Source organism: Pseudomonas sp. PS02303, from assembly GCF_029959925.1.
GTDB classification, from domain to species: domain Bacteria; phylum Pseudomonadota; class Gammaproteobacteria; order Pseudomonadales; family Pseudomonadaceae; genus Aquipseudomonas; species Aquipseudomonas mandelii.
In genome coordinates this window covers 45,276-68,124 of record NZ_JASCOM010000003.1, presented here as the reverse complement: position 1 = coordinate 68,124, position 22,849 = coordinate 45,276, and the positions used below count along the sequence as shown (strand labels likewise).

Sequence of the window (22,849 nt, the reverse complement as noted above, 5' to 3'; positions counted from 1 at the left end):
GCGCCAGTTTTGCGCAGACGCAAAAAAGCCGATCTATATGATCGGCTTAAGTGTCTGATTCTACTCAGAAAATATGGTCGGGACGGAGTGATTCGAACACTCGACCCCTAGCACCCCATGCTAGTGCGCTACCGGACTGCGCTACGCCCCGACTAGGCGTGAAACTCGTTCCTCTTCTCGAAGAACGCTCAAGAATATATCGCAAGCTTTTGAAAACTGGAAGTATTCAAATGCAGGAAATTATTTCTTGAGGACAACCAACACATCTTCCAACTCAGCAATCATCTGCCGAATCATCTGTTTGTATTGGGTGGTGTCGTCTTTGGCCTCATCGCCGGACAAACGCAAGCGCGCGCCGCCGATGGTGAACCCTTGATCATAAAGAAGCGCGCGGATCTGCCGGATCATCAGCACGTCTTGTCGCTGATAATACCGGCGGTTTCCGCGGCGTTTGACGGGGTTGAGTTGAGGAAACTCCTGCTCCCAATAGCGCAGCACGTGCGGTTTTACCGCACACAGCTCGCTGACTTCACCAATGGTGAAGTAGCGTTTGCCTGGGATGACGGGTAGCTCGTCGTTATGACTTGGTTCCAGCATAAGCCTCAACTCGGGCCTTCAACTTCTGCCCTGGACGAAAGGTGACCACACGGCGAGCCGTGATCGGGATTTCTTCACCCGTTTTCGGATTGCGGCCAGGCCGCTGGCGTTTGTCCCGAAGGTCGAAATTGCCGAAACCGGACAATTTGACTTGTTCGTTGTCTTCAAGAGCGTGCCTGATTTCTTCAAAAAACAGTTCGACCAATTCCTTGGCCTCCCGTTTATTCAGGCCCAGCTCTTCATACAGACGTTCCGCCATCTCAGCTTTCGTCAGAGCCCCCATACGTCACTTCCTTAACGTGGCGTTCAACCTTTGTTCGAGCGAGGTGAGGATGTTTTGCGTCGTGGTATTCACCTCATCGTCATTAAGAGTGCGCGATGGATGCTGCCAGGTCAAGCCGACTGCAAGGCTTTTTCTATCAGGATCAATGCCTTTACCCTGATACACGTCAAATAGCCTGAGGTCTGTGAGCCATTCGCCTGCATTTTCACGGATTACATCCAGTACGGCACTGGCCGCAACGTCTGTGGACGCAATCAGTGCCAGGTCACGACGCACTTCAGGAAAGCGTGATAACTCCTGGAATTTTGGCATTTTTCCCAATGCCACTTCGGCCAGAACCAGCTCGAAGACGAAAACCGGACGGTCGAGACCGAGGGTTTTTGACAATTCAGGGTGGATAGCGCCGACGAACCCAACCAGACGACCTTCTCGTTCGATGCGCGCGGTTTGACCCGGGTGCAACGCAGGGTGTTTGCCCGGCACGAAAGTGAATGAATCCAGTGCGCCGGCGAAACCCAGTACCGCTTCCACATCAGCTTTGACGTCGAAGAAATCCACGACATCGCGACCTTGCGCCCAGCCTTCCGGCAGGCGGCTACCGCATACCACACCTGCCAGCATCGGCTCTTGCTTCAGGCCTTCCAGCTGACCAGCGAAGCGCAGGCCGCTTTCGAACAAGCGGACGCGATCCTGTTGACGGTTCAGGTTGTGCTGAAGTGCCTTGACCAGACCGGGCCACAAGGACGAGCGCATGGCCGCCATGTCGTTCGAGATCGGGTTGGCCAGCAGCAGCGGCTCGACACCCGGATTAAACAACTCGAATTGTTTCGGATCGATGAAACTGTAGGTGATCGCTTCCTGATAACCACGCGCCACCAGCAGGCGACGCAGTTCAGGCAGATCGCTACGCGCTTCGGCTTTGGCTTGCGGTGCCAGGCGAGCTTGCGGGTAGCGAACCGGCAGACGGTTGTAGCCGTACAGACGGGCCAGCTCTTCGATCAGATCGACTTCCAGGCTGATGTCGAAGCGGTGGCTTGGCACTTCAACGCGCCACTGCCCCGCTCCATCTGCAGCAATCTTCAGGCCCAGGCCGCTGAGCAGACGCTCGACTTCGGCCGACTCCATTTCCATGCCCAGCATCTGAGTGATGCGCTGCGCACGCAGGGTGACCGGAGCAATCTTCGGCAGGTGCTGTTCGCTGACGGTTTCGATGATCGGGCCAGCTTCGCCGCCAGTGATTTCCAACAGCAGGCCAGTGGCGCGCTCCATGGCTTCACGGGCCAATTGCCAATCCACGCCACGCTCGTAGCGATGCGAAGCATCAGTGTGCAGGCCATAAGAACGGGCCTTGCCAGCGACGGCAATCTGATCGAAGAACGCACTTTCCAGGAATACATCACGCGTGGTCGCGGTGTTGACGCCACTGTGCTCGCCCCCCATGACGCCGGCGATGGCCAAGGCGCGGGTATGGTCGGCAATCACCAGCGTATCGCTACGCAGGCTGACTTCCTGGCCGTCGAGCAGTACCAGCTTCTCGCCTTCTTCGGCCATGCGCACGCGGATGCCGCCATTGATTTCAGCGAGATCGAACGCGTGCAGCGGCTGACCCAGCTCAAGCATCACGTAGTTGGTGATGTCCACGGCAGCGTCGATGCTGCGCACGTCGCCACGACGCAAGCGCTCGACCATCCACAGCGGCGTAGGCTTGGACAGATCGACGTTACGGATCACACGACCCAGGTAACGCGGGCAAGCGGCTGGCGCCAGCACTTCGATCGAGCGCACTTCGTCATGCACGGCGGGCACGACAGCCACCACCGGACGGGTGACTTCAGCGTCATACAGCGCGCCGACTTCACGGGCCAGACCGGCCAGGGACAGGCAATCGCCGCGGTTCGGGGTCAGGTCAACCTCGATGCTGGCATCGTCCAGGCTCAGGTACTCGCGAATATCCAGACCGACCGGCGCATCCGCCGGCAATTCCATCAGGCCATCGTTGCCTTCGCCGACTTGCAGCTCGGCTTGCGAGCACAGCATGCCGTTGGACTCAACGCCACGCAGCTTGGCTTTCTTGATTTTGAAGTCGCCTGGCAGTTCGGCACCGATCATGGCGAACGGGATCTTCAGGCCAGGGCGCACGTTTGGCGCTCCGCACACAACCTGGAAGGTTTCCGAGCCATTGCTGACCTGGCAAACGCGCAACTTGTCGGCGTCCGGGTGCTGCTCGGTGCTCAGCACCTCACCCACGACCACGCCACTGAATTCACCGGCGGCCAGCGTAACGCTATCGACCTCAAGACCGGCCATCGACAGACGGGCAACCAGCTCGTCGCGACTTACCTGCGGGCTTACCCAGCCACGCAGCCATTGTTCACTGAATTTCATCCTGCTCTCCTAAGAATTCGTTACGACTAGCGAAATTGCGCGAGGAACCGCAAGTCGTTGTCGAAGAACAGACGCAAGTCATTCACGCCGTAACGCAGCATGGCCAGACGCTCAACGCCCATGCCGAAGGCAAAGCCCGAAAACTCTTCCGGGTCGATTCCGGACATGCGCAGCACGTTCGGGTGAACCATCCCGCAGCCCATGACTTCCAGCCAGCCCGTCTGTTTGCAGACGCGGCAGCCTTTGCCGCTGCACATCACGCATTCCATGTCGACTTCAGCGGACGGCTCGGTGAACGGGAAGTACGAAGGACGGAAACGCACGGCCAGCTCTTTTTCGAAGAACACGCGCAGGAACTCTTCGATGGTCCCTTTGAGGTCGGCGAAGTTGATGTCGCGGTCGACCAGCAGGCCTTCGACCTGGTGGAACATCGGCGAGTGGGTGATATCGGAGTCGCTACGGTACACACGGCCTGGGCAGACGATGCGGATCGGTGGTTGTTTCGATTCCATGGTGCGGACCTGTACCGGCGAGGTATGGGTGCGCAGCAACATGTTGGCATTGAAATAGAAAGTGTCATGCATCGACCGGGCCGGGTGATGGCCTGGGATGTTGAGCGCTTCGAAGTTGTGGTAGTCGTCTTCGACCTCAGGGCCTTCGGCGATGCCGTAGCCGATGTGGGTGAAGAACTGTTCGATACGTTCCAGAGTACGAGTAACCGGATGCAGACCACCCGAGGTCTGGCCGCGGCCAGGCAGGGTCACGTCAATGGACTCGGCAGACAGTTTGGCGGCCAGATCGGCCTCTTCAAACAGCGCCTTGCGGGCATTGAGAACCTCTGTGACACGCTCCTTGGCAACGTTGATCAGGGCGCCGACTTGCGGACGCTCTTCTGCCGGCAAATTCCCCAGGGTCTTCATCACCTGAGTCAATTCACCCTTCTTGCCAAGGTAGTGAACCCGGATTTGCTCCAGGGCATTGATATCTTCAGCGCTTTGCACAGCCTCTAGTGCTTGAGAGACGAGCGCGTCCAGGTTTTCCATGTACAGACTCCAGATACAAAATAGGGGAAGAGCTTGAAGGCTCTTCCCCTATTTATGACGTTTAACACCTGGCCCCACAGAGGTGAGACCGGGTGACTGTCGGGGGTACTTAAGCCAAGGTGGCTTTAGCTTTCTCGACAATCGCAGCAAACGCCGCTTTTTCGTTCACTGCCAGATCAGCCAGAACCTTACGGTCGATCTCGATGGACGCTTTTTTCAGGCCGGCGATGAAACGGCTGTAGGACAGACCGTTGATACGTGCACCAGCGTTGATACGAGCGATCCACAGAGCGCGGAACTGACGTTTTTTCTGACGACGGTCACGGTAGGCGTATTGGCCTGCCTTGATTACCGCTTGCTTGGCAACACGGAATACGCGCGAGCGAGCGCCGTAGTAGCCTTTAGCAAGTTTCAGAATTTTTTTGTGACGTTTACGGGCAATGACGCCACGCTTTACACGAGCCATGAGTTACTTCCTCTATTCTTGACTAAAATTAACGAAGGCGCAGCATGCGCTCGACTTTTGCCACGTCAGACGGATGCAGCAAGCTGCTACCGCGCAGTTGACGCTTACGCTTGGTCGACATTTTAGTCAGGATGTGGCTCTTGAAAGCGTGCTTGTGCTTGATACCGTTAGCAGTTTTCAGAAACCGCTTAGCAGCACCACTTTTCGTTTTCATTTTTGGCATGTTCGGATACTCCGCATTCAGTTGATAAACATAATCAGAAGGCCTGCCGTGCCCTGATGATTACTTCTTCTTTTTCGGGGCGATGACCATGATCAGCTGGCGTCCTTCCATCTTAGGATGCTGTTCGACCGAACCGTACTCGAGCAAGTCACCTTCAACTCGCTTGAGGAGTTCCATCCCCAGCTCCTGGTGGGCCATCTCACGGCCGCGGAATCGCAAGGATACCTTGGCCCTGTCCCCATCACTCAGGAAACGTACCAGGTTGCGCAGTTTTACCTGGTAATCCCCTTCCTCCGTCCCTGGACGAAACTTGATTTCTTTAACCTGAATCTGCTTCTGGTTTTTCTTGGCCGCGGCAATCTGCTTCTTCTTCTCGAAGATCGATTTGCCGTAGTCCATCAGTTTGCAAACAGGGGGTACTGCATCGGCGGAAATTTCCACCAAATCCAGTTTGGCCTCTTCAGCCTTAAGAAGCGCGTCTTCAATTGACACAATCCCAAGCTGTTCACCTTCAGCCCCAATTAACCGAACCTCGCGTGCCGAGATATTCTCGTTGATCGGGGCTTTCGGTGCAGCTCGTTTATCTTGTCTCATTTCACGCTTAATAGTAATTACTCCGAATCTGGGCGACCACGCCGGGAAACCGCTTGCGCGAGAAACTCAGCGAACTGGGCGACGGGCATCGAGCCCAGGTCAGCACCTTCACGAGTACGCACAGCGACAGTCTGCATCTCGACTTCCCGATCTCCGATAACCAAGAGATAAGGAACCTTGAGCAAAGTATGCTCGCGGATTTTAAAGCCGATCTTTTCATTTCTCAAGTCAGACTTGGCACGAAATCCGCTTTCGTTGAGGGTTTTTTCGACCTCGGCGGCAAAATCGGCCTGTTTGTCAGTGATATTCATGATCACTGCCTGGGTCGGAGCCAGCCACGCAGGGAATGCACCCTCGTAGTGCTCGATCAGGATTCCGACGAAACGTTCGAAGGATCCGAGGATCGCCCGGTGCAACATCACCGGGTGCTTGCGACTGTTGTCTTCGGAGACGTATTCGGCTCCCAGACGGACAGGCAGGTTAAAATCGAGCTGAAGGGTACCACACTGCCAGACACGGCCGAGGCAATCTTTCAGCGAGAACTCGATCTTCGGACCGTAGAACGCACCTTCGCCCGGCTGCAAATCATATGGCAAGCCAGCGCTATCAAGGGCTGCAGCCAATGCGGCTTCGGCGCGATCCCACAGTTCGTCGGAACCAACACGTTTTTCCGGACGAGTGGACAGCTTCATTTCGACGTCTTTAAAGCCGAAGTCGGCATAAACGTCCATGGTCAGCTTGATAAAAGCGGCGGATTCGGCCTGCATCTGCTCTTCAGTGCAGAAGATGTGGGCATCGTCCTGAGTGAACGCACGCACACGCATGATGCCGTGCAGCGCACCCGATGGCTCGTTACGGTGGCAAGCACCGAATTCGGCCAGACGCATCGGCAACTCGCGGTAGCTCTTCAGGCCTTGATTGAACACTTGCACATGGCAAGGGCAGTTCATCGGCTTGATCGCGTAGTCGCGGTTTTCCGACTGCGTGGTGAACATGTTGTCGGCGTAGTTGGCCCAGTGCCCGGATTTCTCCCACAGGCTGCGGTCAACGACTTGTGGAGTTTTGATCTCCAGATAGCCGTTGTCGCGCTGAACCTTGCGCATGTACTGCTCGAGCACTTGATACAAAGTCCAGCCGTTCGGGTGCCAGAACACCATGCCCGGCGACTCTTCCTGGGTATGAAACAGGCCCAGGCGCTTGCCGATCTTGCGGTGATCGCGCTTTTCAGCTTCTTCGATGCGCTGGATGTAGGCCGCCAGCTGCTTCTTGTCCGCCCAAGCGGTGCCGTAAACGCGCTGCAACTGCTCGTTCTTGGCATCGCCACGCCAGTAGGCGCCGGACAACTTGGTCAGCTTGAAGGATTTCAGGAAGCGCGTATTCGGGACGTGCGGGCCGCGGCACATGTCGACGTATTCTTCGTGATAGTACAGGCCCATGGCCTGTTCGTTCGGCATGTCTTCGACCAGGCGCAGCTTGTAGTCTTCGCCACGGGCCTTGAACACTTCGATCACTTCGGCGCGCGGAGTGACTTTCTTGATCACGTCGTAATCTTTCTCGATCAGCTGCTGCATGCGCTGTTCGATGGCTGCCAGGTCGTCCGGAGTGAAAGGACGTTCGAAGGCGATGTCGTAATAGAAGCCTTCGTCGATGACCGGACCGATGACCATCTTGGCGGTCGGGTACAGCTGCTTGACCGCGTGGCCAACCAGGTGGGCGCAAGAGTGGCGAATGATCTCCAGCCCCTCTTCATCCTTTGGCGTAATGATTTGCAGCGTGGAATCGCTGTCGATGATGTCGCTGGCGTCGACCAGCTTGCCATTGACCTTGCCGGCCACGGTGGCCTTGGCCAGACCTGCACCAATGGATGCGGCGACCTCGGCTACGGAAACCGGGTGATCGAATGAACGTTGACTGCCGTCGGGAAGAGTAATAGTTGGCATGGCGCCTCCTCTCCTAGTGGTGACCCCTACCAAAGGTCACGTGGGTTGGGATGAGCCAGTACAAGATCCGATCCAGGCCATTCAATGACGAACGCCTGCCTTACAGCGGCAGGAGCCTTGCGGCCAACCGGAAAACCGAACCAGAGTGACTGGGATTCAAATCAGGGTTATTCGCGCCGTTGCCGCCACCGGGACTGAAGGTCATCCGGAGCCCGCAAAAGCCCGAGCGAGGCATGCTAGCACAGATGAACGGTCATCGATGCAACGAGGCTTATGCCGGGGCAAATCTCGCAATTTATGCCAGAGTGCTGAACTTGAACCCCACTTTACCCCTCAGATAACAAGACATTGACCCACAAGGAGCATCCCAGCATGCGTCTGAATCGTTTGTTCGCAGTCGTCGCCCCCATCGTTCTGTTGCTGCCATTGGCCGCCCATGCCGATTGGCCAAAGGGCGAGCGCGAAAAATACATGGCTCAGTGCACAGATGCGGCCACTCCGCAGATTGGTGCGGCCGCAGCGAAGGCCCACTGCGCTTGCGGTGCTGATGCGATCAAATCGTATCCGGCTGGCGATATCCAGGCATTGATGGACAATAAGGCCAGCCCGGAATTGCAGCAGAAAGCTCTGGGTCAGATAGCCAAATGCAAGGCCAATACACCGGCGAAGAAGTGACAAAAAAGTCCTTTTGACTCGGCTTATCGCTGATAAAAACCGCTGCATTTGAGCTTTTTCGTACAATTTATGCAGGTTTTACAGGTTTTTTTATCGTCTTTACTTTCGGCTGAAAGCCTTGTAAAACGGGGCTTTCAGCTACATCAAGCAGCAAACGGAACGCGACTGCACGGCAAACAGCACGTCCGGGGGGCTCCCAAAGCGAACATTTCGACTATGATACCCCGGTGTGCCCAGTTGGCCTGAGCAGCACAGCACTACTGAAAATATATGTTTCTTGGAGATACACCATGTCTAATCGCCAAACCGGCACCGTTAAATGGTTCAACGATGAAAAAGGCTTCGGCTTCATCACTCCTCAAGGTGGCGGTGACGACCTGTTCGTACACTTCAAAGCTATCGAAAGCGACGGTTTCAAAAGCCTGAAAGAAGGCCAAACCGTTTCCTTCGTGGCTGAGAAAGGCCAAAAGGGTATGCAAGCTGCACAAGTCCGCGCTGAGTAATTTTCAGCCGCACTAAAAAAACCCCGTCCATGTGACGGGGTTTTTTATGGGTGAAGCAAAAGCCTGAAGCGATCAGCCGCAGTTGACGCGGGTGACCACCCGGCTGGCATCGGTGTTGAGGTTCAGACGATCGGAGCGGTATTCCAGCGTCACCATATCGTTAGGCGACAGGAACCGTGCGTTCTGTGCGCCTGCGCGGGTACGCGCCTGCTCCAACAGTGCGGGCGAAGCCGGTTTGCCGATGGCGAATTCGGCTGCCTTCGCCTCACAACGGCTGTGACCTGTGTCAGACGTCGCTACAGGGTCTGCCGCCGACTCGGAGGACGTGCTGCTGCAACCAGCCAGCAAAGTGACGGCGAACAATGTACCCAATGACGCGAGCTTCCAAGGCATGAAGCCTCCTTTTTTCCAATAGTTAAGCTGAGATCTTGCGACCGCCAATCCGGCATTTGGTTTCAAGGTGAGTGCCATCACTCTGCCCTGGAACCGCACGAGCGGCGAGTTTGCCTGAGCATCGCCGCGCCGTTCATCACTCAATCGTGACTGAATATGAACAGCCCTCAATAGACGTCGATGTAATCATACGGCGGGTTCGGCCAGTTCTCTTTCAGCGCATTGAAGATCTGCATGACCCAGACCTCATCGCTTGCTGCGACCAAGCCTACGTAACCGGAGCCCTTGGCCCACGTCTCCAGCCGAAACAATAGTCCGTTGATATCGGTGCCGCCCACAACACCCGATGAAATATAGGCAACGCCAGCCTTGGTCACCCGCAGTTGCGTATGCTCGTCATCACTGGCAGAAGCCAGTAACTGGCGCACCGCCTCGAGGGTCAAGCCGTCGGGCGTGTTCAAATCGATCTGCACAGCACGGTCCTTGAAAATTCGTCAAAGACCAAGTGTCGCATAGCCCTCCTCTCATGCCTAAGTCGGAGTGCCAAACGCCGCGCAAAATGGTTAACTCGACACTCAGACTTTCCCGACTTCACGAGCGCCATCATGTCCACCATAAGCATCGACGCCAACATCACCGTCAAGTGGCCGCAGGGTCACAGCTCTTACAGCCCGGGCAGCCCGGAAGAGTTCGCAATCATTGGCATCGATCTATTGGTCAAGGAACTGGGAACTGAAGCGGCCAGGAAATTCATCGCGCAGATATTCGAAAAATACCCCGCCGGCTATATGGGCTTGACAGAGAACGAGCGGGCGTAAAACCCGCAGGCTGGCACCTGCGGGTGTGAAACTTACTTCAGACGAGCCAGACGCTGGGTCAGCAAGTCGAAGAATCCCTGGGCGTCGCCGCTTTCTACCCAGAATGCATTCTTCGGCGCTTTCAGGCCGTCATACCAGTCGACGATGGTTTGGCCGAAGGTCGGGCCTTCGCGGCTATCAACGACCACATTGACAGAGCGACCGGTGAACAATTCAGGCTTGAGCAGGTAGGCGATGACGGTGGCGTCATGCACCGGGCCACCCGGAATGCCATAGTGTTCCATGTCGCCTTTGACGTACTCATTGAGAATGTCGCCCACCAGCTTGCTGGCGTTGTTGTTGATCGCGGCGATCTGCTTCAGGCGCGCCTCACTGGTGAGGATCTTGTGGGTCACGTCCAGCGGCAGATAGGTCAGCTTCACGCCGCTCTTGAGCACCACTTCCGCAGCCTGCGGGTCGGCGAACAGGTTGAACTCGGCCACCGGGGTGATGTTGCCGCCGTTGAAATGCGCTCCCCCCATGATCACCACTTCCTTGATGCCCTGAACGATTTCAGGTTCCTGGATCAGCGCCAGGGCCAGGTTGGTCTGTGGACCGAGCATGGCGATGGTGATGCTGTGAGGCTTGGCGGCCTTCAAAGTGTCGATCAGGTACTCGACCGCATTGCCTTCGGCCAGGCCTTTCTTCGGCTCGTGCACGGTGACGCCCGACAAGCCTTCCTTGCCATGGATGTTCTCGGCATAAATCGGTGTGCGCATCAACGGTTTCGGTGCGCCTGCGTAGACCGGCACCTCCTCGCGCCCCGCCCACTCACGGGCCAGTCGCGCATTTCGTGAAGTCTTGTCCAGTCGCACGTTGCCCGCGACGGTGGTCAGCGCACGGATATTCAATTCTTCCGGCGACGCCAACGCAAACAGCAAAGCGACGACGTCGTCGGCACCCGGATCGGTGTCGATGATCAAATCGATCTTTTCCGCAGCCTGGACGCTTGTTGCAGTAATCAGGGACAAAAGCAGCAAACTCCGGAGCAGGTGGTGCAGTTTCTGAGCATAGCGGTGCATATCGCACTCCTTGTGCGTGGGAAAACAGATTGTGTACAGCGGGTCAGAAGGTCACCCCCGAGACCAGCACGATGTTGCAGTACGGCGCACATTCGCCGGTACGAACAATCGCTCGCGCCTGTCGACTGAGGACTTTGAATTGTTCATGGCTGAGCAGCTCACGCTGGCCCAGCGCGCCTTTGGCATTCAGCTCATCCAGAGAGCGCAAGGCGGGTGGTTGTTTGTCCAGAATTTCCTCGGCCAGCACATGGCGCTCAACCTGCATTTCGCTGAGCACGACGTTCAAGGTGCTGACGAAATCCGGAATACCCTGGGTCAGGGCCAGGTCGATCAGTTCGACGCCCGGCGGTACGGGCAGGCCGGCATCGCCGATCACGACCATGTCGCCGTGACCCAGGGAAGCGATCAGCCGAGACAGCGCGACGTTGAGCAAAGGTGTCTTTTTCATGGTGCTTTGTACGCCTGTACTTCGGACAAGGTGGGAATCGAGGGTTGCGCGCCGGCACGGGTGACTGAAAGCGCCGCGGCTACCTGGCCGAAACGGATCGCTTCAGCTTCGGTTTTGCCGGACGCCAGCGCGGCAGCAAAACCGCCGACGAAGGTATCGCCGGCCGCCGTGGTATCGACAGCCTTCACCGTCGGTGCCGGGAAATGTTCGAAGCCTGTACCGTTGGCGAACATTGACCCTTGAGCACCCAGGGTGATGATGACCTTACCGGCACCCAGTGCGATCAATCGGGTTGCGGCGGTTTCGGCGGACGCAAGGGAGTCAACCGGCAAACCGCTCAGCGCCGAGGCCTCGCTTTCATTGGGAATCAGGTAATCGATGGACGCATACCAATCTGCTGGCAGCGGACGACTGGCCGGCGCCGGGTTGAGGATCACGATTTTGCCCAGCTCACGGCCGCGCTTGAGGGCGTGACCCACCGTGGCATCCGGCACTTCCAGCTGACAAATAATCACGTCCGCCGCCTGCAACACGGCATCGAACCGGTCGATCACCTGTGGCGTCAGCGCACCATTGGCACCGGCGACGATCACGATTGCGTTCTGGCTGTTGTCATCGACCACAATCAATGCCACGCCGCTGGAACCCTCGACAGTGCTGACGGCCTGGCAGTCGATCTGCTCGACCATCAGAGCCCCGCGCAGTTCTTCACCGTAAGCATCGCTGCCGACACAACCGACCATCGACACCTGCGCCCCCAGCCGCGCCGCAGCGACCGCCTGGTTCGCGCCCTTGCCGCCGGAAACCGTGGCAAACGACTGCCCGATCAGCGTCTCACCGCCACGGGGCAGCCGTGGAGCCCGGGTCACCAGGTCCATGTTCAGGCTGCCTATCACCACTACTTTTGCTGGCATACATCACTACTCGTCAATTCGGTTTCAGCGGTATTCGTCGAACACACCGGCAAGCGGCGCAGTCGATTCTCGCAGGACAATACTGGGCGTCACGATCCGCTGATCGGTGGCCATGTCGGGTGTTGCGATTCGTCGTAACAGAACCTCGGCCGCCATCTCACCGAGTTGCAGGATCGACTGGCCCACGGTGGTCAGCGCCGGGTAGACATAACGGCTCATCTGGATATCGTCGAAGCCGATCACCGACAGTTCTGTCGGCACACGCACATTGCGCTCGGCAGCCGCTCGCAACACGCCAATGCCAATCATGTCGTTGCCGGCGAAGATCGCGCTGGGCGGGTTCTTTTCCAGCAGAATCGCGGCGGCGTTGTAACCGCCAGTGCTGGTGAAGTCACTTTCCAGCATGCGCTCGCGATGCACTTCCACCCCCGCCTCTTTCAAGGCTCGGCAATAACCGGCCAGACGCATCTGCGCCACACTGGTACCCGCCGGGCCACCGATGGTGGCGATGTCCCGGTGGCCCAGCTCCAGCAGATGCCGGGTAGCCAGGTAGGCACCGTATTCGTGATCGATACGCACCAGGTCGGCATTTACACCTTCCAGCCCGCGGTCGACGATGACCATCGGTGTGCGCACGCCGGCGAGACCTTCTGCCAGCCCCGCGTCGCCACCGGCCGAGGCCACGATCAACCCGTCGATGCGTTTTTCCAGCAGCACGCGCAGGTAACTGCGCTGTTTGTCCGGGTTGTCGTCGGAGTTGCAGAGGATCACGCAATAGCCGTTACGCTCGCAGTAATCCTCAATGCCACGGGCCAGTTCGGCGAAGTACGGGTTGAGGCTGTTAGGCACCAGCAAACCGATGGTCGCCGTGGTCTTGGCTTTCAAAGAACGGGCCACGGCGCTCGGCACGTAGTCCAGGGTCTTGATCGCCGCCTCGACTTTGATCCGTACCTCTTCGCTGACCGGCCGGGTCTTGTTCACCACATGGGACACCGTGGTGTAGGAAATCCCCGCGAGTGCCGCTACATCCTTGATCGTTGCCATGACTCAGGTCCGCCGGCTTGCGCGCTGACTGCGATAAGTATCAAGCACCACCGCCACCACGATCACTGCGCCGGTGATGATGCGTTTGGTCGGCTCGGTCGCGCCGATCTGCGCCAGGCCCGCCGCCAGTACGGAAATGATCAGAACCCCGAAGAAGGTGCTGATTACCGAACCACGGCCGCCCATCAGACTGGTGCCGCCGATCACCACCGCGGCGATCACTTGCAGCTCCAATCCGGAGCCGGCATTCGGGTCCGCCGCTTCCAGACGGGAAATCTGAAACAGAGCGGCAATACCGGCCAACAGCCCCATCAGACTGAATACCAGGATCTTGTAGGGTTTTGGATTGATCCCGGCCAGACGCACCGCTTCTTCGTTGGTGCCGATGCCGATCAGGTAGCGGCCGAACACGGTACGGGTCAGCACGGCCTGGGCGATGATGATGATCAGCAAGGCAATGATGAACGACGGCGAGATGCCAAAGGCAATCGGGTTGGACAGCCAGGCAAAGGCGTCACCGATGTAAGCCGTGCGCGAGCCGGTCATCTGATACGCCACGCCACGGGCCATTTCCAGCACGCCAAGGGACACGATGAACGACGGAATTCGCCACGCCACGGTGATCGATCCGGTGATGGTCCCGGCCAATGCCGCGATCGCCATGCCGAGCAGCGCTGCAGGCAGGACGCTCCAGCCCCAGCCAAGAATCGCCACGCTGACGGCCGACGCTGCGAGCGCCAACACCGAGCCGACCGACAGGTCGATACCGCCGATGATCAGCACGAACGTCATGCCGACCGCCAGCACCATCAGATCGGGAATCTGGTTGGCCAGGGTGCTGAAAGTGTCGTAGGACAGGAAGTGGCTGCTCAATACCGAGAACAGCGCAACCATCGCCAGCAAGGCACCGGCCAGGCCCAGATAGGTGCCCAGGCCGTAGAAATTGCCACTACGTTTGCCGGCAGAAGATGCAGTTTTCATGGAAGATCCCTAGGCGCTGCTTCGTTGAGCAACGCATCACGTTTTTGGTAGCCGGCGAACGCGGCAGCAAGCAAATCATCCTGGGTCCAGCTGTCGCGCTCGAAAGTGTCGATCAGGCGCCCCGCAGACAACACGCCGATCCGGTCGCAGATCAGCATCAGTTCACGCAGGTCGCTGGACACCACCACCAGCGCCTTGCCCTGCCGGGTCAGTTCACCGAGCAGCGCATAGATGTCGAACTTGGCGCCCACATCGATGCCACGGGTCGGTTCATCGAACAGCATTACCGAACAGTCACGCTCCAGCCAACGGCCGATCACGACCTTCTGCTGGTTGCCACCCGACAGCTCGGAAACCAGTTGCGTCGGACTCGAACTGCGGATGCGCATGGCATCGATCTGACGTTGGGCCAGGGACATTTCGTCAGCGTTGTTGACGATGCCGCCACTGGAAATCACCGGCATGTTGCCCAGCGCGATGTTGGCGCTGATCGACTGGGTCAGCAGCAGGCCTTCGCCTTTGCGGTCCTCGGTGATCAGGGCGATGCCGTGACCGACCGCATCAGCCGGCGAACGGATGCTCACCACCCGAGCCGGCGAACCCAGCGCAACGGTGCCACTGTCCGCGGTGTCGGCACCGAAGATCAGACGCAGCAACTCGGTGCGCCCTGCCCCGATCAATCCGGAAATCCCGTAGATCTCACCGGCGCGGACTTCGAAGGACACGTCGCGAACTTTGTCCGAGCGAGTCAGCCCACTAACCGTCAAGGCGGGAGCGCCAATGTTGCGCGGCCCCAGGTCGATGTGTTCGCCGAGTTCACGGCCGACCATCAACGTGACCAGTTGCTCGCTGTTGTAATTGGCCATCGGCTCGACGCAGACCAGGTTGCCGTCACGCAACACCGCAATGCGCTGGGCGACCCGCGCCAGCTCTTCGAGCCGGTGGGAGATGTAGATGATCGACACGCCCCGAGCTTGCAAGCGGGTGATCTGCTCGAACAGCATCTCGACTTCACGGGCGGTCAGCATCGCCGTCGGCTCGTCGAGAATCAGCACGTGGCAATCGCCGATCAGATTGCGCGCGATCTCGACCATTTGTTGGTGGCCGATGCCGAGTTCGCCGACCAGGGTGTCCGGGTCGATCGCGTCGAGCCCTACCTGGGCCATGGCCTCGATCGCGGCTTTGCGCAGTTGTTTGCGGCTGATCCAGCCCCCATTGCTGGGAAGGTTGTCGAGAAACAGATTTTCCGCCACTGACAGGGTCGGCAACAGATTGAGTTCTTGCATGACCATGCGGATGCCCAGGTCTTCGGCCTGGGTGCGGCTGCCAGGGCGGTATTCCTGCCCCTGAAATTGCATGTGGCCGGTGGTCGGCGTGACCAGCCCGCCAATGATTTTCGACAGTGTGCTTTTGCCGGCACCGTTCTCGCCGGTCAGCGCCAGCACTTCACCGCGCATCAGCGTCAGGTCGATGCCGGTCAGGACAGGTTGGGCGTAGGTCTTGCCGATGCCGCTGACCGAGAGGACAGCGTTCGGGGCGGAAACTGACATAAAACTCTCCATGCGCTCGCCCGATCGGGCGAGCACCGTTGTGCCGCCAGAAGGGTTACTTGGTGACCAGCTCTACCGGCGTTTCGATCACGCCGTTGGCGCCGCTGTCGACCTTCTCGCCCTTGATGATTTTCAGCGCAGTCTCGATACCGAACACGGCTTGCCTGGCGGCAAACTGGTCAGCGGTAGCCAGGACGCGGCCGTCTTTCAACATTGGCTTGATGGCGTTGATGTTGTCGTAACCGACCACTTGCACCTTGCCGGCCTTGCCTGCCGCACGCACGGCGGAAACGGCACCGACGGCCATGCTGTCGTTACCGGCCAGCAGCGCTTTGACGTCCGGGTATTCGCTGAGGATCGAGGCGGCAACCTTGTTGCCCTTGTCGATCTCCCAGTCACCGGATTGCAACGAGACAACCTTGATCTGCGCCGCTTCCATCGCGTCTTTGAAGCCTGCGGTGCGGGCCTGGGCGTTGGTGGTGGTGGACACGCCTTCGATGATGCCGACTTCGTCACCGGCCTTCAGCTGCTTGGCCAGATACTCGCCGACCAGACGAGCGCCTTTGCGGTTATCCGGGCCTACGAACGGGACGGTGATGTTCTTGCTTTTGACCACGGCCGGGTCGAGCTGGTTATCGATGTTGATCACGGTGATACCGGCATCGATGGCTTTCTTGATCACGGGAACCATGGCCTTGGAGTCAGCCGGCGCGATGACCAGCGCATTGACCTTGGCCAGAATCATTTGCTCGACGATGCGCGTCTGGCCCGCAGTATCCGTTTCGTCCTTGATGCCGTTGGAGATCAGCTCGAAATCGCCGGAATGGTCTTTTTGATAAGCCTTGGCACCGTCTTCCATGGTCAGGAAGAACTCGTTGGCCAGGGACTTCATGACCAGTGCGACTTTGGGTTTTTCAGGAGTCTCGGCGAAAGCCGAAGAGACAGGCAGCGCGGCAGATGCGGCGGCCAGCATAGCGACAGCAAGAAGACGTCCAGCGAATGGCAGCTTCATGGGTTCACTCCGATCTTATGATTATTGTGAGCAACGCTTGCGCTGGCGTAAGCTTCATGGCGTCCGACAATGGACGAGCCATCAAGAACAACGCGCAAACGTTTGCGTAGACCGAACTATGCGAACCCTGCTGTGATTTGTCAACGACCTGTTTTGTGTCTCGGTTGGCACCAGATCACGCCGTCGTGCTGACCAGACCACCCGCGCTGGAGTCTTTGGCCAGTTCTTTCACCAGATTCCCGGTGACTTGCGCCAGCGCACCATTGGTCTCGGCGATCTGCCCCTGGATCGACATGACGGCTGTGGCTTTGGCCTCCTCGGTTGGATAGGACGCTGCCTGAGCGGCCGCCAATTGCTGCTGTTGTTCGCGCAACTGCTGTTGCAGTTCCTGCATACGCTTGAGCAACACCTGAACCGCAATACTCTGGCTGCTTTTGCTCTCGGATTTGCTTTCGTCCTGAGCAGCCCCTCCGGTTCTGACCTGGTTTTCTTCTTTTCCAGTCAGCTGTGTCGACGCCTCTTCCGTCGCTTCGCTCAAGGCATTGATCGTCGACGGTGTCTTGCCACCAATAGTGATTGCGCCCGCATTTGGAAAACCGACAGAAAAAGACATGTGCACTCCCGAAAAAAAATCCCTTGAAGGGACATCGACCTGTGCGCGGGTTTCTTTAGCACTGATTTTCTATCTGGCAAGGCGAAGAGTTCACCAGAGGTCGTAGGCCTTTTCGGAGAGCCGAACGCGAAACCTCAACTAATTCGGAAACCCGGACACGAAGCTGTTTAAGGCCGGTAACCCACTGGGTAAATATTGATATAAATCATCCAGTTAAAAGTTTTTCTCATTCAACGTAGGGCTGGTACAGATCCTGCTCTTCACCTAGACCCCAAGCGTTCAGATCTGCCTGGGGCGTATCTAGATGAACTTGCATCAGCACCGTCTCACTACTAGAGAGAAAATAATGAAATCTGCCTTCAACACCTTTATTCCGGGCGCTTTGGCCCTCCTGCTGCTCCTGCCTACCGCTCTTCAGGCAAAAGAAGTCGAAACCCAACAGAAACTGGCCAACGTGGTGATCCTCGCCACCGGCGGCACCATTGCCGGTGCCGGCGCCAGCGCGGCTAACAGCGCGACCTACCAGGCAGCGAAAGTCGGCATCGAGCAACTGATCGCCGGGGTTCCGGAGCTCAGCCAGTTGGCGAACGTTCGCGGCGAACAGGTCATGCAGATCGCCTCGGAAAGCATCACCAACGACAACCTGCTGCAACTGGGTCGCCGCGTCGCCGAACTGGCCGACAGCAAAGACGTCGACGGGATCGTGATCACCCACGGCACCGACACCCTGGAAGAAACCGCGTACTTCCTGAACCTGGTGGAAAAAACCGACAAGCCAATCATCGTCGTCGGCTCCATGCGCCCAGGCACCGCAATGTCGGCTGACGGCATGCTGAACCTGTACAACGCCGTCGCCGTCGCCAGCAGCAAAGACGCCCGCGGCAAAGGCGTGCTGGTGACCATGAATGATGAGATCCAGTCGGGGCGCGACGTCAGCAAAATGATCAACATCAAAACCGAGGCATTCAAAAGTGCCTGGGGCCCGCTCGGCATGGTAGTTGAGGGCAAATCCTACTGGTTCCGTCTGCCGGCCAAGCGTCACACCATGGATTCGGAATTCGACATCAAAACCATCAAGAGCCTGCCTGACGTCGAAATCGCCTATTCCTACGGCAACGTCAGCGACACGGCCTACAAGGCACTGGCTCAATCCGGTGCCAAAGCGATCATCCATGCGGGCACCGGCAACGGTTCGGTCTCCTCGCGTGTGGTCCCTGCCCTGCAAGCCCTGCGCAAGGACGGCGTGCAAATCATTCGTTCGTCCCACGTCAACGCCGGCGGTTTCGTCCTGCGTAATGCCGAACAGCCAGACGACAAGTACGACTGGGTCGTGGCGCATGACCTGAACCCGCAAAAAGCCCGCATCCTGGCCATGGTCGCGCTGACCAAGACCAACGACAGCAAAGAGCTGCAACGGATGTTCTGGGAATACTGATTCGCCCTCGCCCGACCGACTCCGGTCGGGCACTGCATTCACCACTCGCCAGCCTGGGCGAGTGGTTCATACCCCGTCTGATACTCCGATAAAAATTTTCCCTTCTTCCTACACCAAATGGAAAAAACTGCTGTCAGAGGATTTTCTTGAATTTTAAGCAGTTGCGAAAATGCCTACAGTTAAATACTGTATGCACGTACAGCTTAATAAGGATAATTCCGTGGCCTCCACCTCTGCTTCTCCTGATGCCTATCAACGCATGGGCATACGCGTTCAGAAAATCATCAACTCCCCCACCGCTCAGAAAGCCAAAGCCGCACTGATCTTCCGTTTACCGGACGAGCCTGTGGATGAGTGGGAGCAATTGCTCGAAGAAATTGATGAGAACGACAACGTCACCCTCGCCTATCGCGACGATGGCGGTGTGCAGATTTTCTGGGTTGTGCCGAAGGAAGATTGAGTCAATGAGTGTCCGCTGGTTTGCTTTGCTGTTTCTGTTCATCACCCTTGGCGCCCAGGCTGGCGCCCCCCGCACCTTCAACGAAGCCAAGAAAGTCGCCTGGAAGCTTTACGCGCCGCAATCCACCGAGTTCTATTGCGGCTGTAAATACACCGGCAACAAGGTCAACCTCGCAGCCTGTGGGTATGTGCCGCGCAAGAACGCCAAGCGCGCCGCCCGCATTGAGTGGGAGCACATTGTTCCCGCTTGGCAAATCGGCCATCAGCGTCAGTGCTGGCAAGAGGGCGGACGCAAGAACTGCACGCGGTACGATCCGGTCTATCAAAAGGCCGAGGCTGATCTGCACAACCTGGTGCCGAGCATCGGCGAAGTGAACGGCGATCGCAGTAACTTCAGTTTCGGTTGGCTGCCGGTGCAATCGGGTCAGTACGGTTCGTGCCTGACCCAGGTCGATTTCAAGGCGAAGAAAGTCATGCCCCGCCCTTCCATTCGCGGCATGATCGCCCGGACGTATTTCTACATGAGCAAACAGTACGGTTTGCGCCTGTCGAAACAGGACCGGCAACTGTACGACGCGTGGAACAAGACCTATCCGGTTGAAGCCTGGGAACGTCAGCGCAACCAGAGCGTGGCCTGCGTGATGGGTCGGGGCAACGAGTTTGTCGGGCCCGTGGACATGAAAGCCTGCGGCTGATCGACCGCATAAAACCAAAAAGGCCTCGAGTATTCATGCCCGAGGCCTTTTTACGTTTCTATCCGCCGCTTTTGTTGTAGCGCCAGTAACCCATCAGATTCAGTGACTCCCGAGCGATGCCGCGCTCCTTGATCAAGTACTTGCGCAGGCTCATCACGGCCATCGTTTCCCCGGCGATCCAACCGTAGAAACCCTGACCGGTCGAGTCGGAGGTTTCCCAGAGAATCTCTTGGTCGACATCGACCTTGGCCAGCTCCACTGTTGCGTGAGTCTGCGAGGAAGTAACCGCCAGCGCCGCCCCACGGACCGCTTCAACCATCAGCGAACCTGCTGCCCTACCGGCGGAATGATCCCGGACCAGCCACCGCACTGACAACCCAGGCCATTCAGGAACCGGCAATGCGTCTTCTGCGCTGGCCACCTCGAAAAATGCCTGAGTCGTCGGCGGCTCGGCCAAGGCAGCCATCTCGTCCAGAATGCCGAGAGCGGCGGGCAATGCCGTGGCATCAGCCACCAGCAACAGATGCTTGAGCGTGTGAGGCGGCTTCCATTCGAAACCTCCCGCGTCTTGCGCTGAAAACTGACGATCAGGCGCAACAATCTGGATTGGCTCGCCCACTCCCGACCGGATTGCCCAACGGGAGGCCGGACCGGTTTCACCGTGCAATACGAAGTCGATGTCCACTTCGCCTTGCTCGGCCCGCAGATGCCGGATGGTGTAAGTGCGCATTGCCGGACGCTGGTTGGCCGGCATTGAACGGTAGCGCGCATACCAATGCTGGTCATGAGCCAGTCTGGCAGGCGACCCGTCTTCGGCTGGAAAGAATAGTTTGACGCGCTGATCCGGTGCCCAGGTGGCCATTTCGGTGACCATCGGACCGGCCAGGGTCACGCGCATTAAATGTGGGCTGAGGGTCTTTTTGTGCGCCAGGACCGCGTCGAATATTTTGTAAGGGGTGGCGGAGGCCATGGAGAGCTCCTTCTGGGAATCGACAGTGACTACGCTTAGAGACGAGTCAATGTGGATCCCCTTTAAGGGGCTTCGACGGAAGGCCTGCGTGAAAAGGGCTGTTACTGGGCTACGGGACGCTCAAGCACCAGCACTTCGATGTTCTGTTTCTTGGCCCGGGTAAGCGCCGCAGCCACCTCGGCCTGCTTGGCTTCGGCCTCGGCTTTCGAATTGAATGGTCCGAGCAGAATGCGAGTCTTGCCGTTTTCCTTGACGATGCTGGACACAAAGCTGTGCTCGATCAGCCAACCGCTCAGGTCGCTGACAGCCTGGGGCGTTTCGCCTCTCACTTCGACATCCCATTGCGGCCCGGTGACTGCCGCGGGCGCGGAAACGACTGCCGGCTTCGGCTTTTGAGCGTCAACGCCCTTACCTTGATCGCACCCAACCAGCGCCAGTACTGCGATTACCAAGACCATTTTGCGCACAACGTGTCCCTCTGAATGCTGAAAGCGGCGATTTTAGCATTCATGAATACTTCCCGAGTGCCGCAAAATGGGCGCAAAACAACGAGAATGATGGTTGCGGCCTCTGTATAGTTACGCCTTGGGAATTAATGCAGCATCTGCGCGTCAGAAAGAGGCACCCAAACCGTGAGACTTCGCACTAATCTATACATACCACCGACCTCTGCACTGTTCGAATCAGGTGCCCTACAAAGCAATCAAGGAGAAGACCATGCTGATACTCACCCGCAAAGTCGGTGAAAGCATAAATATCGGTGACGACATTACGATCACCATACTGGGCGTGAGCGGCCAGCAAGTCCGGATCGGGATCAACGCGCCGAAAGACGTCGCAGTGCATCGCGAAGAAATCTATCAACGCATTCAGGCTGGCCTGACCGCTCCAGACAAGCCGCAAACTCCCTGAATCCTGTTGCAGTCAGTAGCCAGCCCGTTCAGTCCCGGACAACGGCTGGCTAAAGATTCAAGTGTAGTATTGCCATCCGTTCGCCCCTGCCCGCCAAAAACGTGAAGCCGATATTAACGACACGTCCCCTGCCCTGACTGTCAGACGTTTCTGATTATCCCCCAGGAAGAACGTGATCCGACTCGGCTAACCAAACGTTACGCCGCGCGCCATGCCCGTGGCCGCCACCACCATCAGCAACACCAGCAGCCCTTCGATATGACTGATCCGCGCAAACAGCTTCGCGCGCCCGGTATCGATCGCCGCGCCACGACTCAGTGCGACCCGCCATTTGATCAGCGTGATCATCGGCGCCACTTCGAGCAGCAAGATCAGCACGAACAGCACGAACAGCGTCATCTTGAGATGGAACAATGGCTGGTGAAGGTAGTAATCCGTACCTTTTTCGTACCCACCGAAGGCCCGCATCCCACCGGAGACCAAGAGGATGACGGCAGAGATCCCCCACAGATTATCGGCCATCAACACTCGGCGAGCCTCCCCCGACCCGGCCGCCAGACGGCTGAATGCGGTTCCCCGCGTCAGTACAGCCCAGAACCCCAAGGCGAAAGCCAGCAAGTGAATTGCCGCAAGCGACCAATGAACCAGCATCGATTGACTCCTATCAGACTGAGTTTGAGTTTGGCCAGTCAGTAGTAGTCCAAAAAACCGCGATTCGCCCGGGTTTGCACAGGAGGCGTTTAGCGCTTCTCCATAGAAGCGGCACGGCACACAGGCAACTTTTTCAGAGTGAAGACAGGCGGCGGAGGTGTCCTTGCGATGTTCGAGCGAACCA

28 protein-coding genes and 1 tRNA gene are annotated in these 22,849 nt (G+C 57.8%); 7 read left to right on the top strand and 22 right to left on the bottom strand.

What is annotated here, in order from left to right; translation table 11 throughout:
* Nucleotides 1–74: 74 nt before the first annotated feature.
* The 9 genes from QMX98_RS01770 to thrS form a co-directional block, all read right to left on the bottom strand.
* Nucleotides 75–151 (bottom strand) — tRNA-Pro (locus QMX98_RS01770).
* Between the two features lie 89 nt (nucleotides 152–240).
* A complete protein-coding gene (locus tag QMX98_RS01765; protein WP_003179985.1) occupies nucleotides 241–597 on the bottom strand; it encodes a MerR family transcriptional regulator in 357 nt (118 codons plus the stop codon).
* Complete coding sequence (gene ihfA / locus QMX98_RS01760; RefSeq protein WP_002553164.1) at nucleotides 578–880, bottom strand: integration host factor subunit alpha; 303 nt, start codon at nucleotides 878–880, stop codon at nucleotides 578–580. Before ihfA ends, QMX98_RS01765 begins: the two co-directional genes overlap by 20 nt.
* Nucleotides 881–883: 3 nt before the next feature.
* Nucleotides 884–3,265: a phenylalanine--tRNA ligase subunit beta gene (gene pheT, locus QMX98_RS01755; protein WP_282410140.1), complete on the bottom strand. Its 2,382-nt coding sequence runs from the start codon at nucleotides 3,263–3,265 to the stop codon at nucleotides 884–886.
* Between the two features lie 26 nt (nucleotides 3,266–3,291).
* Nucleotides 3,292–4,308: a phenylalanine--tRNA ligase subunit alpha gene (gene pheS / locus QMX98_RS01750; protein ID WP_007905876.1), complete on the bottom strand. Its 1,017-nt coding sequence runs from the start codon at nucleotides 4,306–4,308 to the stop codon at nucleotides 3,292–3,294.
* Between the two features lie 109 nt (nucleotides 4,309–4,417).
* Nucleotides 4,418–4,774, bottom strand: a complete 357-nt coding sequence (gene rplT / locus QMX98_RS01745; protein ID WP_007905879.1) for a 50S ribosomal protein L20 — start codon at nucleotides 4,772–4,774, stop codon at nucleotides 4,418–4,420.
* 28 nt (nucleotides 4,775–4,802) lie between these two features.
* A complete protein-coding gene (gene rpmI / locus QMX98_RS01740; protein WP_002553160.1) occupies nucleotides 4,803–4,997 on the bottom strand; it encodes a 50S ribosomal protein L35 in 195 nt (64 codons plus the stop codon).
* 60 nt (nucleotides 4,998–5,057) lie between these two features.
* The gene (infC, locus tag QMX98_RS01735; protein WP_169857083.1) at nucleotides 5,058–5,609 is read right to left on the bottom strand and encodes a translation initiation factor IF-3; all 552 of its coding nucleotides are present in this window, start codon (nucleotides 5,607–5,609) and stop codon (nucleotides 5,058–5,060) included.
* A complete protein-coding gene (thrS, locus tag QMX98_RS01730; protein ID WP_010455934.1) occupies nucleotides 5,609–7,531 on the bottom strand; it encodes a threonine--tRNA ligase in 1,923 nt (640 codons plus the stop codon). The genes infC and thrS overlap by 1 nt, the downstream gene beginning before the upstream one ends.
* 372 nt (nucleotides 7,532–7,903) lie before the next feature.
* On the opposite strand from thrS, the gene QMX98_RS01725 reads away from it, so the two are divergent.
* Together QMX98_RS01725 and QMX98_RS01720 are read left to right on the top strand one after the other, a co-directional pair.
* Nucleotides 7,904–8,206 (top strand): hypothetical protein, encoded by a 303-nt coding sequence (locus QMX98_RS01725; RefSeq protein ID WP_077748044.1) that lies wholly within the window; start codon nucleotides 7,904–7,906, stop codon nucleotides 8,204–8,206.
* 290 nt (nucleotides 8,207–8,496) lie between these two features.
* On the top strand, nucleotides 8,497–8,709 hold the full coding sequence (locus tag QMX98_RS01720) for a cold-shock protein (RefSeq protein WP_007905882.1): 213 nt from the start codon (nucleotides 8,497–8,499) through the stop codon (nucleotides 8,707–8,709).
* Nucleotides 8,710–8,781: 72 nt separating this feature from the next.
* On the opposite strand, the gene QMX98_RS01715 is transcribed toward QMX98_RS01720, so the two are convergent.
* Together QMX98_RS01715 and QMX98_RS01710 are read right to left on the bottom strand one after the other, a co-directional pair.
* Nucleotides 8,782–9,102 (bottom strand): I78 family peptidase inhibitor, encoded by a 321-nt coding sequence (locus QMX98_RS01715; protein ID WP_077748043.1) that lies wholly within the window; start codon nucleotides 9,100–9,102, stop codon nucleotides 8,782–8,784.
* A gap of 167 nt (nucleotides 9,103–9,269) precedes the next feature.
* Complete coding sequence (locus QMX98_RS01710) at nucleotides 9,270–9,575, bottom strand: hypothetical protein (protein ID WP_077748042.1); 306 nt, start codon at nucleotides 9,573–9,575, stop codon at nucleotides 9,270–9,272.
* Nucleotides 9,576–9,707: 132 nt separating this feature from the next.
* On the opposite strand from QMX98_RS01710, the gene QMX98_RS01705 reads away from it, so the two are divergent.
* Complete coding sequence (locus QMX98_RS01705) at nucleotides 9,708–9,920, top strand: hypothetical protein (RefSeq protein ID WP_010455943.1); 213 nt, start codon at nucleotides 9,708–9,710, stop codon at nucleotides 9,918–9,920.
* Between the two features lie 32 nt (nucleotides 9,921–9,952).
* Here the strand turns inward: QMX98_RS01705 and QMX98_RS01700 are convergent, their stop codons facing one another.
* The 8 genes from QMX98_RS01700 to QMX98_RS01665 form a co-directional block, all read right to left on the bottom strand.
* Nucleotides 9,953–10,981, bottom strand: a complete 1,029-nt coding sequence (locus QMX98_RS01700) for a nucleoside hydrolase (RefSeq protein WP_102595447.1) — start codon at nucleotides 10,979–10,981, stop codon at nucleotides 9,953–9,955.
* Nucleotides 10,982–11,024: 43 nt separating this feature from the next.
* Complete coding sequence (rbsD, locus tag QMX98_RS01695) at nucleotides 11,025–11,429, bottom strand: D-ribose pyranase (protein ID WP_102595446.1); 405 nt, start codon at nucleotides 11,427–11,429, stop codon at nucleotides 11,025–11,027.
* Nucleotides 11,426–12,343: a ribokinase gene (gene rbsK, locus QMX98_RS01690; protein ID WP_010455949.1), complete on the bottom strand. Its 918-nt coding sequence runs from the start codon at nucleotides 12,341–12,343 to the stop codon at nucleotides 11,426–11,428. The genes rbsD and rbsK overlap by 4 nt, the downstream gene beginning before the upstream one ends.
* Before the next feature lie 24 nt (nucleotides 12,344–12,367).
* A complete protein-coding gene (locus QMX98_RS01685; protein WP_010455951.1) occupies nucleotides 12,368–13,387 on the bottom strand; it encodes a LacI family DNA-binding transcriptional regulator in 1,020 nt (339 codons plus the stop codon).
* Nucleotides 13,388–13,390: 3 nt separating this feature from the next.
* On the bottom strand, nucleotides 13,391–14,368 hold the full coding sequence (locus QMX98_RS01680) for an ABC transporter permease (protein ID WP_010455954.1): 978 nt from the start codon (nucleotides 14,366–14,368) through the stop codon (nucleotides 13,391–13,393).
* On the bottom strand, nucleotides 14,365–15,918 hold the full coding sequence (locus QMX98_RS01675; RefSeq protein WP_282410139.1) for a sugar ABC transporter ATP-binding protein: 1,554 nt from the start codon (nucleotides 15,916–15,918) through the stop codon (nucleotides 14,365–14,367). Before QMX98_RS01675 ends, QMX98_RS01680 begins: the two co-directional genes overlap by 4 nt.
* A 55-nt stretch (nucleotides 15,919–15,973) precedes the next feature.
* Nucleotides 15,974–16,930: a sugar ABC transporter substrate-binding protein gene (locus tag QMX98_RS01670; protein WP_010455958.1), complete on the bottom strand. Its 957-nt coding sequence runs from the start codon at nucleotides 16,928–16,930 to the stop codon at nucleotides 15,974–15,976.
* A gap of 175 nt (nucleotides 16,931–17,105) precedes the next feature.
* A complete protein-coding gene (locus tag QMX98_RS01665; protein ID WP_077748038.1) occupies nucleotides 17,106–17,543 on the bottom strand; it encodes a hypothetical protein in 438 nt (145 codons plus the stop codon).
* Nucleotides 17,544–17,889: 346 nt separating this feature from the next.
* Here QMX98_RS01665 and QMX98_RS01660 point away from each other — a divergent pair, with 346 nt between their 5' ends.
* From QMX98_RS01660 to QMX98_RS01650, 3 genes are all read left to right on the top strand, one after another.
* Nucleotides 17,890–18,978 carry an asparaginase gene (locus QMX98_RS01660; protein ID WP_010455963.1) on the top strand — a complete coding sequence of 363 codons (1,089 nt, stop codon included), beginning with the start codon at nucleotides 17,890–17,892 and terminating at the stop codon, nucleotides 18,976–18,978.
* Between the two features lie 169 nt (nucleotides 18,979–19,147).
* Nucleotides 19,148–19,438 carry a DUF1654 domain-containing protein gene (locus QMX98_RS01655; RefSeq protein ID WP_042932723.1) on the top strand — a complete coding sequence of 97 codons (291 nt, stop codon included), beginning with the start codon at nucleotides 19,148–19,150 and terminating at the stop codon, nucleotides 19,436–19,438.
* A gap of 4 nt (nucleotides 19,439–19,442) precedes the next feature.
* Nucleotides 19,443–20,132, top strand: coding sequence for an endonuclease I family protein (locus QMX98_RS01650; protein WP_010455967.1), 690 nt, complete (start codon nucleotides 19,443–19,445; stop codon nucleotides 20,130–20,132).
* Between the two features lie 58 nt (nucleotides 20,133–20,190).
* Here the strand turns inward: QMX98_RS01650 and QMX98_RS01645 are convergent, their stop codons facing one another.
* Both QMX98_RS01645 and QMX98_RS01640 read right to left on the bottom strand, forming a co-directional pair.
* The gene (locus QMX98_RS01645) at nucleotides 20,191–21,102 is read right to left on the bottom strand and encodes a siderophore-interacting protein (protein WP_282410138.1); all 912 of its coding nucleotides are present in this window, start codon (nucleotides 21,100–21,102) and stop codon (nucleotides 20,191–20,193) included.
* A gap of 101 nt (nucleotides 21,103–21,203) precedes the next feature.
* Entirely contained in the window at nucleotides 21,204–21,569 is a 366-nt protein-coding gene (locus QMX98_RS01640) for an SPOR domain-containing protein (RefSeq protein WP_010455972.1), read from the bottom strand.
* A gap of 250 nt (nucleotides 21,570–21,819) precedes the next feature.
* Here QMX98_RS01640 and csrA point away from each other — a divergent pair, with 250 nt between their 5' ends.
* Nucleotides 21,820–22,014 carry a carbon storage regulator CsrA gene (csrA, locus tag QMX98_RS01635; protein WP_007938114.1) on the top strand — a complete coding sequence of 65 codons (195 nt, stop codon included), beginning with the start codon at nucleotides 21,820–21,822 and terminating at the stop codon, nucleotides 22,012–22,014.
* A 186-nt stretch (nucleotides 22,015–22,200) separates the two neighbouring features.
* Here csrA and QMX98_RS01630 read toward each other — a convergent pair whose 3' ends face one another.
* On the bottom strand, nucleotides 22,201–22,665 hold the full coding sequence (locus tag QMX98_RS01630; protein ID WP_282410137.1) for a DUF2214 family protein: 465 nt from the start codon (nucleotides 22,663–22,665) through the stop codon (nucleotides 22,201–22,203).
* Nucleotides 22,666–22,849: the final 184 nt, after the last annotated feature.

What these genes read in the sequence shown, in the direction of transcription:
- QMX98_RS01705 (WP_010455943.1), top strand. Translation starts at nt 9,708, where the DNA reads ATGTCCACCATAAGCATCGACGCCAACATCACCGTCAAGTGGCCGCAG.
- QMX98_RS01630 (WP_282410137.1), bottom strand. Translation starts at nt 22,665, where the DNA reads ATGCTGGTTCATTGGTCGCTTGCGGCAATTCACTTGCTGGCTTTCGCC.
- csrA (WP_007938114.1), top strand. Translation starts at nt 21,820, where the DNA reads ATGCTGATACTCACCCGCAAAGTCGGTGAAAGCATAAATATCGGTGAC.
- QMX98_RS01680 (WP_010455954.1), bottom strand. Translation starts at nt 14,368, where the DNA reads ATGAAAACTGCATCTTCTGCCGGCAAACGTAGTGGCAATTTCTACGGC.
- QMX98_RS01660 (WP_010455963.1), top strand. Translation starts at nt 17,890, where the DNA reads ATGAAATCTGCCTTCAACACCTTTATTCCGGGCGCTTTGGCCCTCCTG.
- pheT (WP_282410140.1), bottom strand. Translation starts at nt 3,265, where the DNA reads ATGAAATTCAGTGAACAATGGCTGCGTGGCTGGGTAAGCCCGCAGGTA.
- QMX98_RS01720 (WP_007905882.1), top strand. Translation starts at nt 8,497, where the DNA reads ATGTCTAATCGCCAAACCGGCACCGTTAAATGGTTCAACGATGAAAAA.
- rbsD (WP_102595446.1), bottom strand. Translation starts at nt 11,429, where the DNA reads ATGAAAAAGACACCTTTGCTCAACGTCGCGCTGTCTCGGCTGATCGCT.
- rpmI (WP_002553160.1), bottom strand. Translation starts at nt 4,997, where the DNA reads ATGCCAAAAATGAAAACGAAAAGTGGTGCTGCTAAGCGGTTTCTGAAA.
- QMX98_RS01650 (WP_010455967.1), top strand. Translation starts at nt 19,443, where the DNA reads ATGAGTGTCCGCTGGTTTGCTTTGCTGTTTCTGTTCATCACCCTTGGC.
- ihfA (WP_002553164.1), bottom strand. Translation starts at nt 880, where the DNA reads ATGGGGGCTCTGACGAAAGCTGAGATGGCGGAACGTCTGTATGAAGAG.
- rplT (WP_007905879.1), bottom strand. Translation starts at nt 4,774, where the DNA reads ATGGCTCGTGTAAAGCGTGGCGTCATTGCCCGTAAACGTCACAAAAAA.
- QMX98_RS01645 (WP_282410138.1), bottom strand. Translation starts at nt 21,102, where the DNA reads ATGGCCTCCGCCACCCCTTACAAAATATTCGACGCGGTCCTGGCGCAC.
- QMX98_RS01665 (WP_077748038.1), bottom strand. Translation starts at nt 17,543, where the DNA reads ATGTCTTTTTCTGTCGGTTTTCCAAATGCGGGCGCAATCACTATTGGT.
- rbsK (WP_010455949.1), bottom strand. Translation starts at nt 12,343, where the DNA reads ATGCCAGCAAAAGTAGTGGTGATAGGCAGCCTGAACATGGACCTGGTG.
- QMX98_RS01675 (WP_282410139.1), bottom strand. Translation starts at nt 15,918, where the DNA reads ATGTCAGTTTCCGCCCCGAACGCTGTCCTCTCGGTCAGCGGCATCGGC.
- QMX98_RS01700 (WP_102595447.1), bottom strand. Translation starts at nt 10,981, where the DNA reads ATGCACCGCTATGCTCAGAAACTGCACCACCTGCTCCGGAGTTTGCTG.
- QMX98_RS01725 (WP_077748044.1), top strand. Translation starts at nt 7,904, where the DNA reads ATGCGTCTGAATCGTTTGTTCGCAGTCGTCGCCCCCATCGTTCTGTTG.
- QMX98_RS01685 (WP_010455951.1), bottom strand. Translation starts at nt 13,387, where the DNA reads ATGGCAACGATCAAGGATGTAGCGGCACTCGCGGGGATTTCCTACACC.
- QMX98_RS01715 (WP_077748043.1), bottom strand. Translation starts at nt 9,102, where the DNA reads ATGCCTTGGAAGCTCGCGTCATTGGGTACATTGTTCGCCGTCACTTTG.
- QMX98_RS01670 (WP_010455958.1), bottom strand. Translation starts at nt 16,930, where the DNA reads ATGAAGCTGCCATTCGCTGGACGTCTTCTTGCTGTCGCTATGCTGGCC.
- QMX98_RS01765 (WP_003179985.1), bottom strand. Translation starts at nt 597, where the DNA reads ATGCTGGAACCAAGTCATAACGACGAGCTACCCGTCATCCCAGGCAAA.
- thrS (WP_010455934.1), bottom strand. Translation starts at nt 7,531, where the DNA reads ATGCCAACTATTACTCTTCCCGACGGCAGTCAACGTTCATTCGATCAC.
- QMX98_RS01655 (WP_042932723.1), top strand. Translation starts at nt 19,148, where the DNA reads ATGCCTACAGTTAAATACTGTATGCACGTACAGCTTAATAAGGATAAT.
- pheS (WP_007905876.1), bottom strand. Translation starts at nt 4,308, where the DNA reads ATGGAAAACCTGGACGCGCTCGTCTCTCAAGCACTAGAGGCTGTGCAA.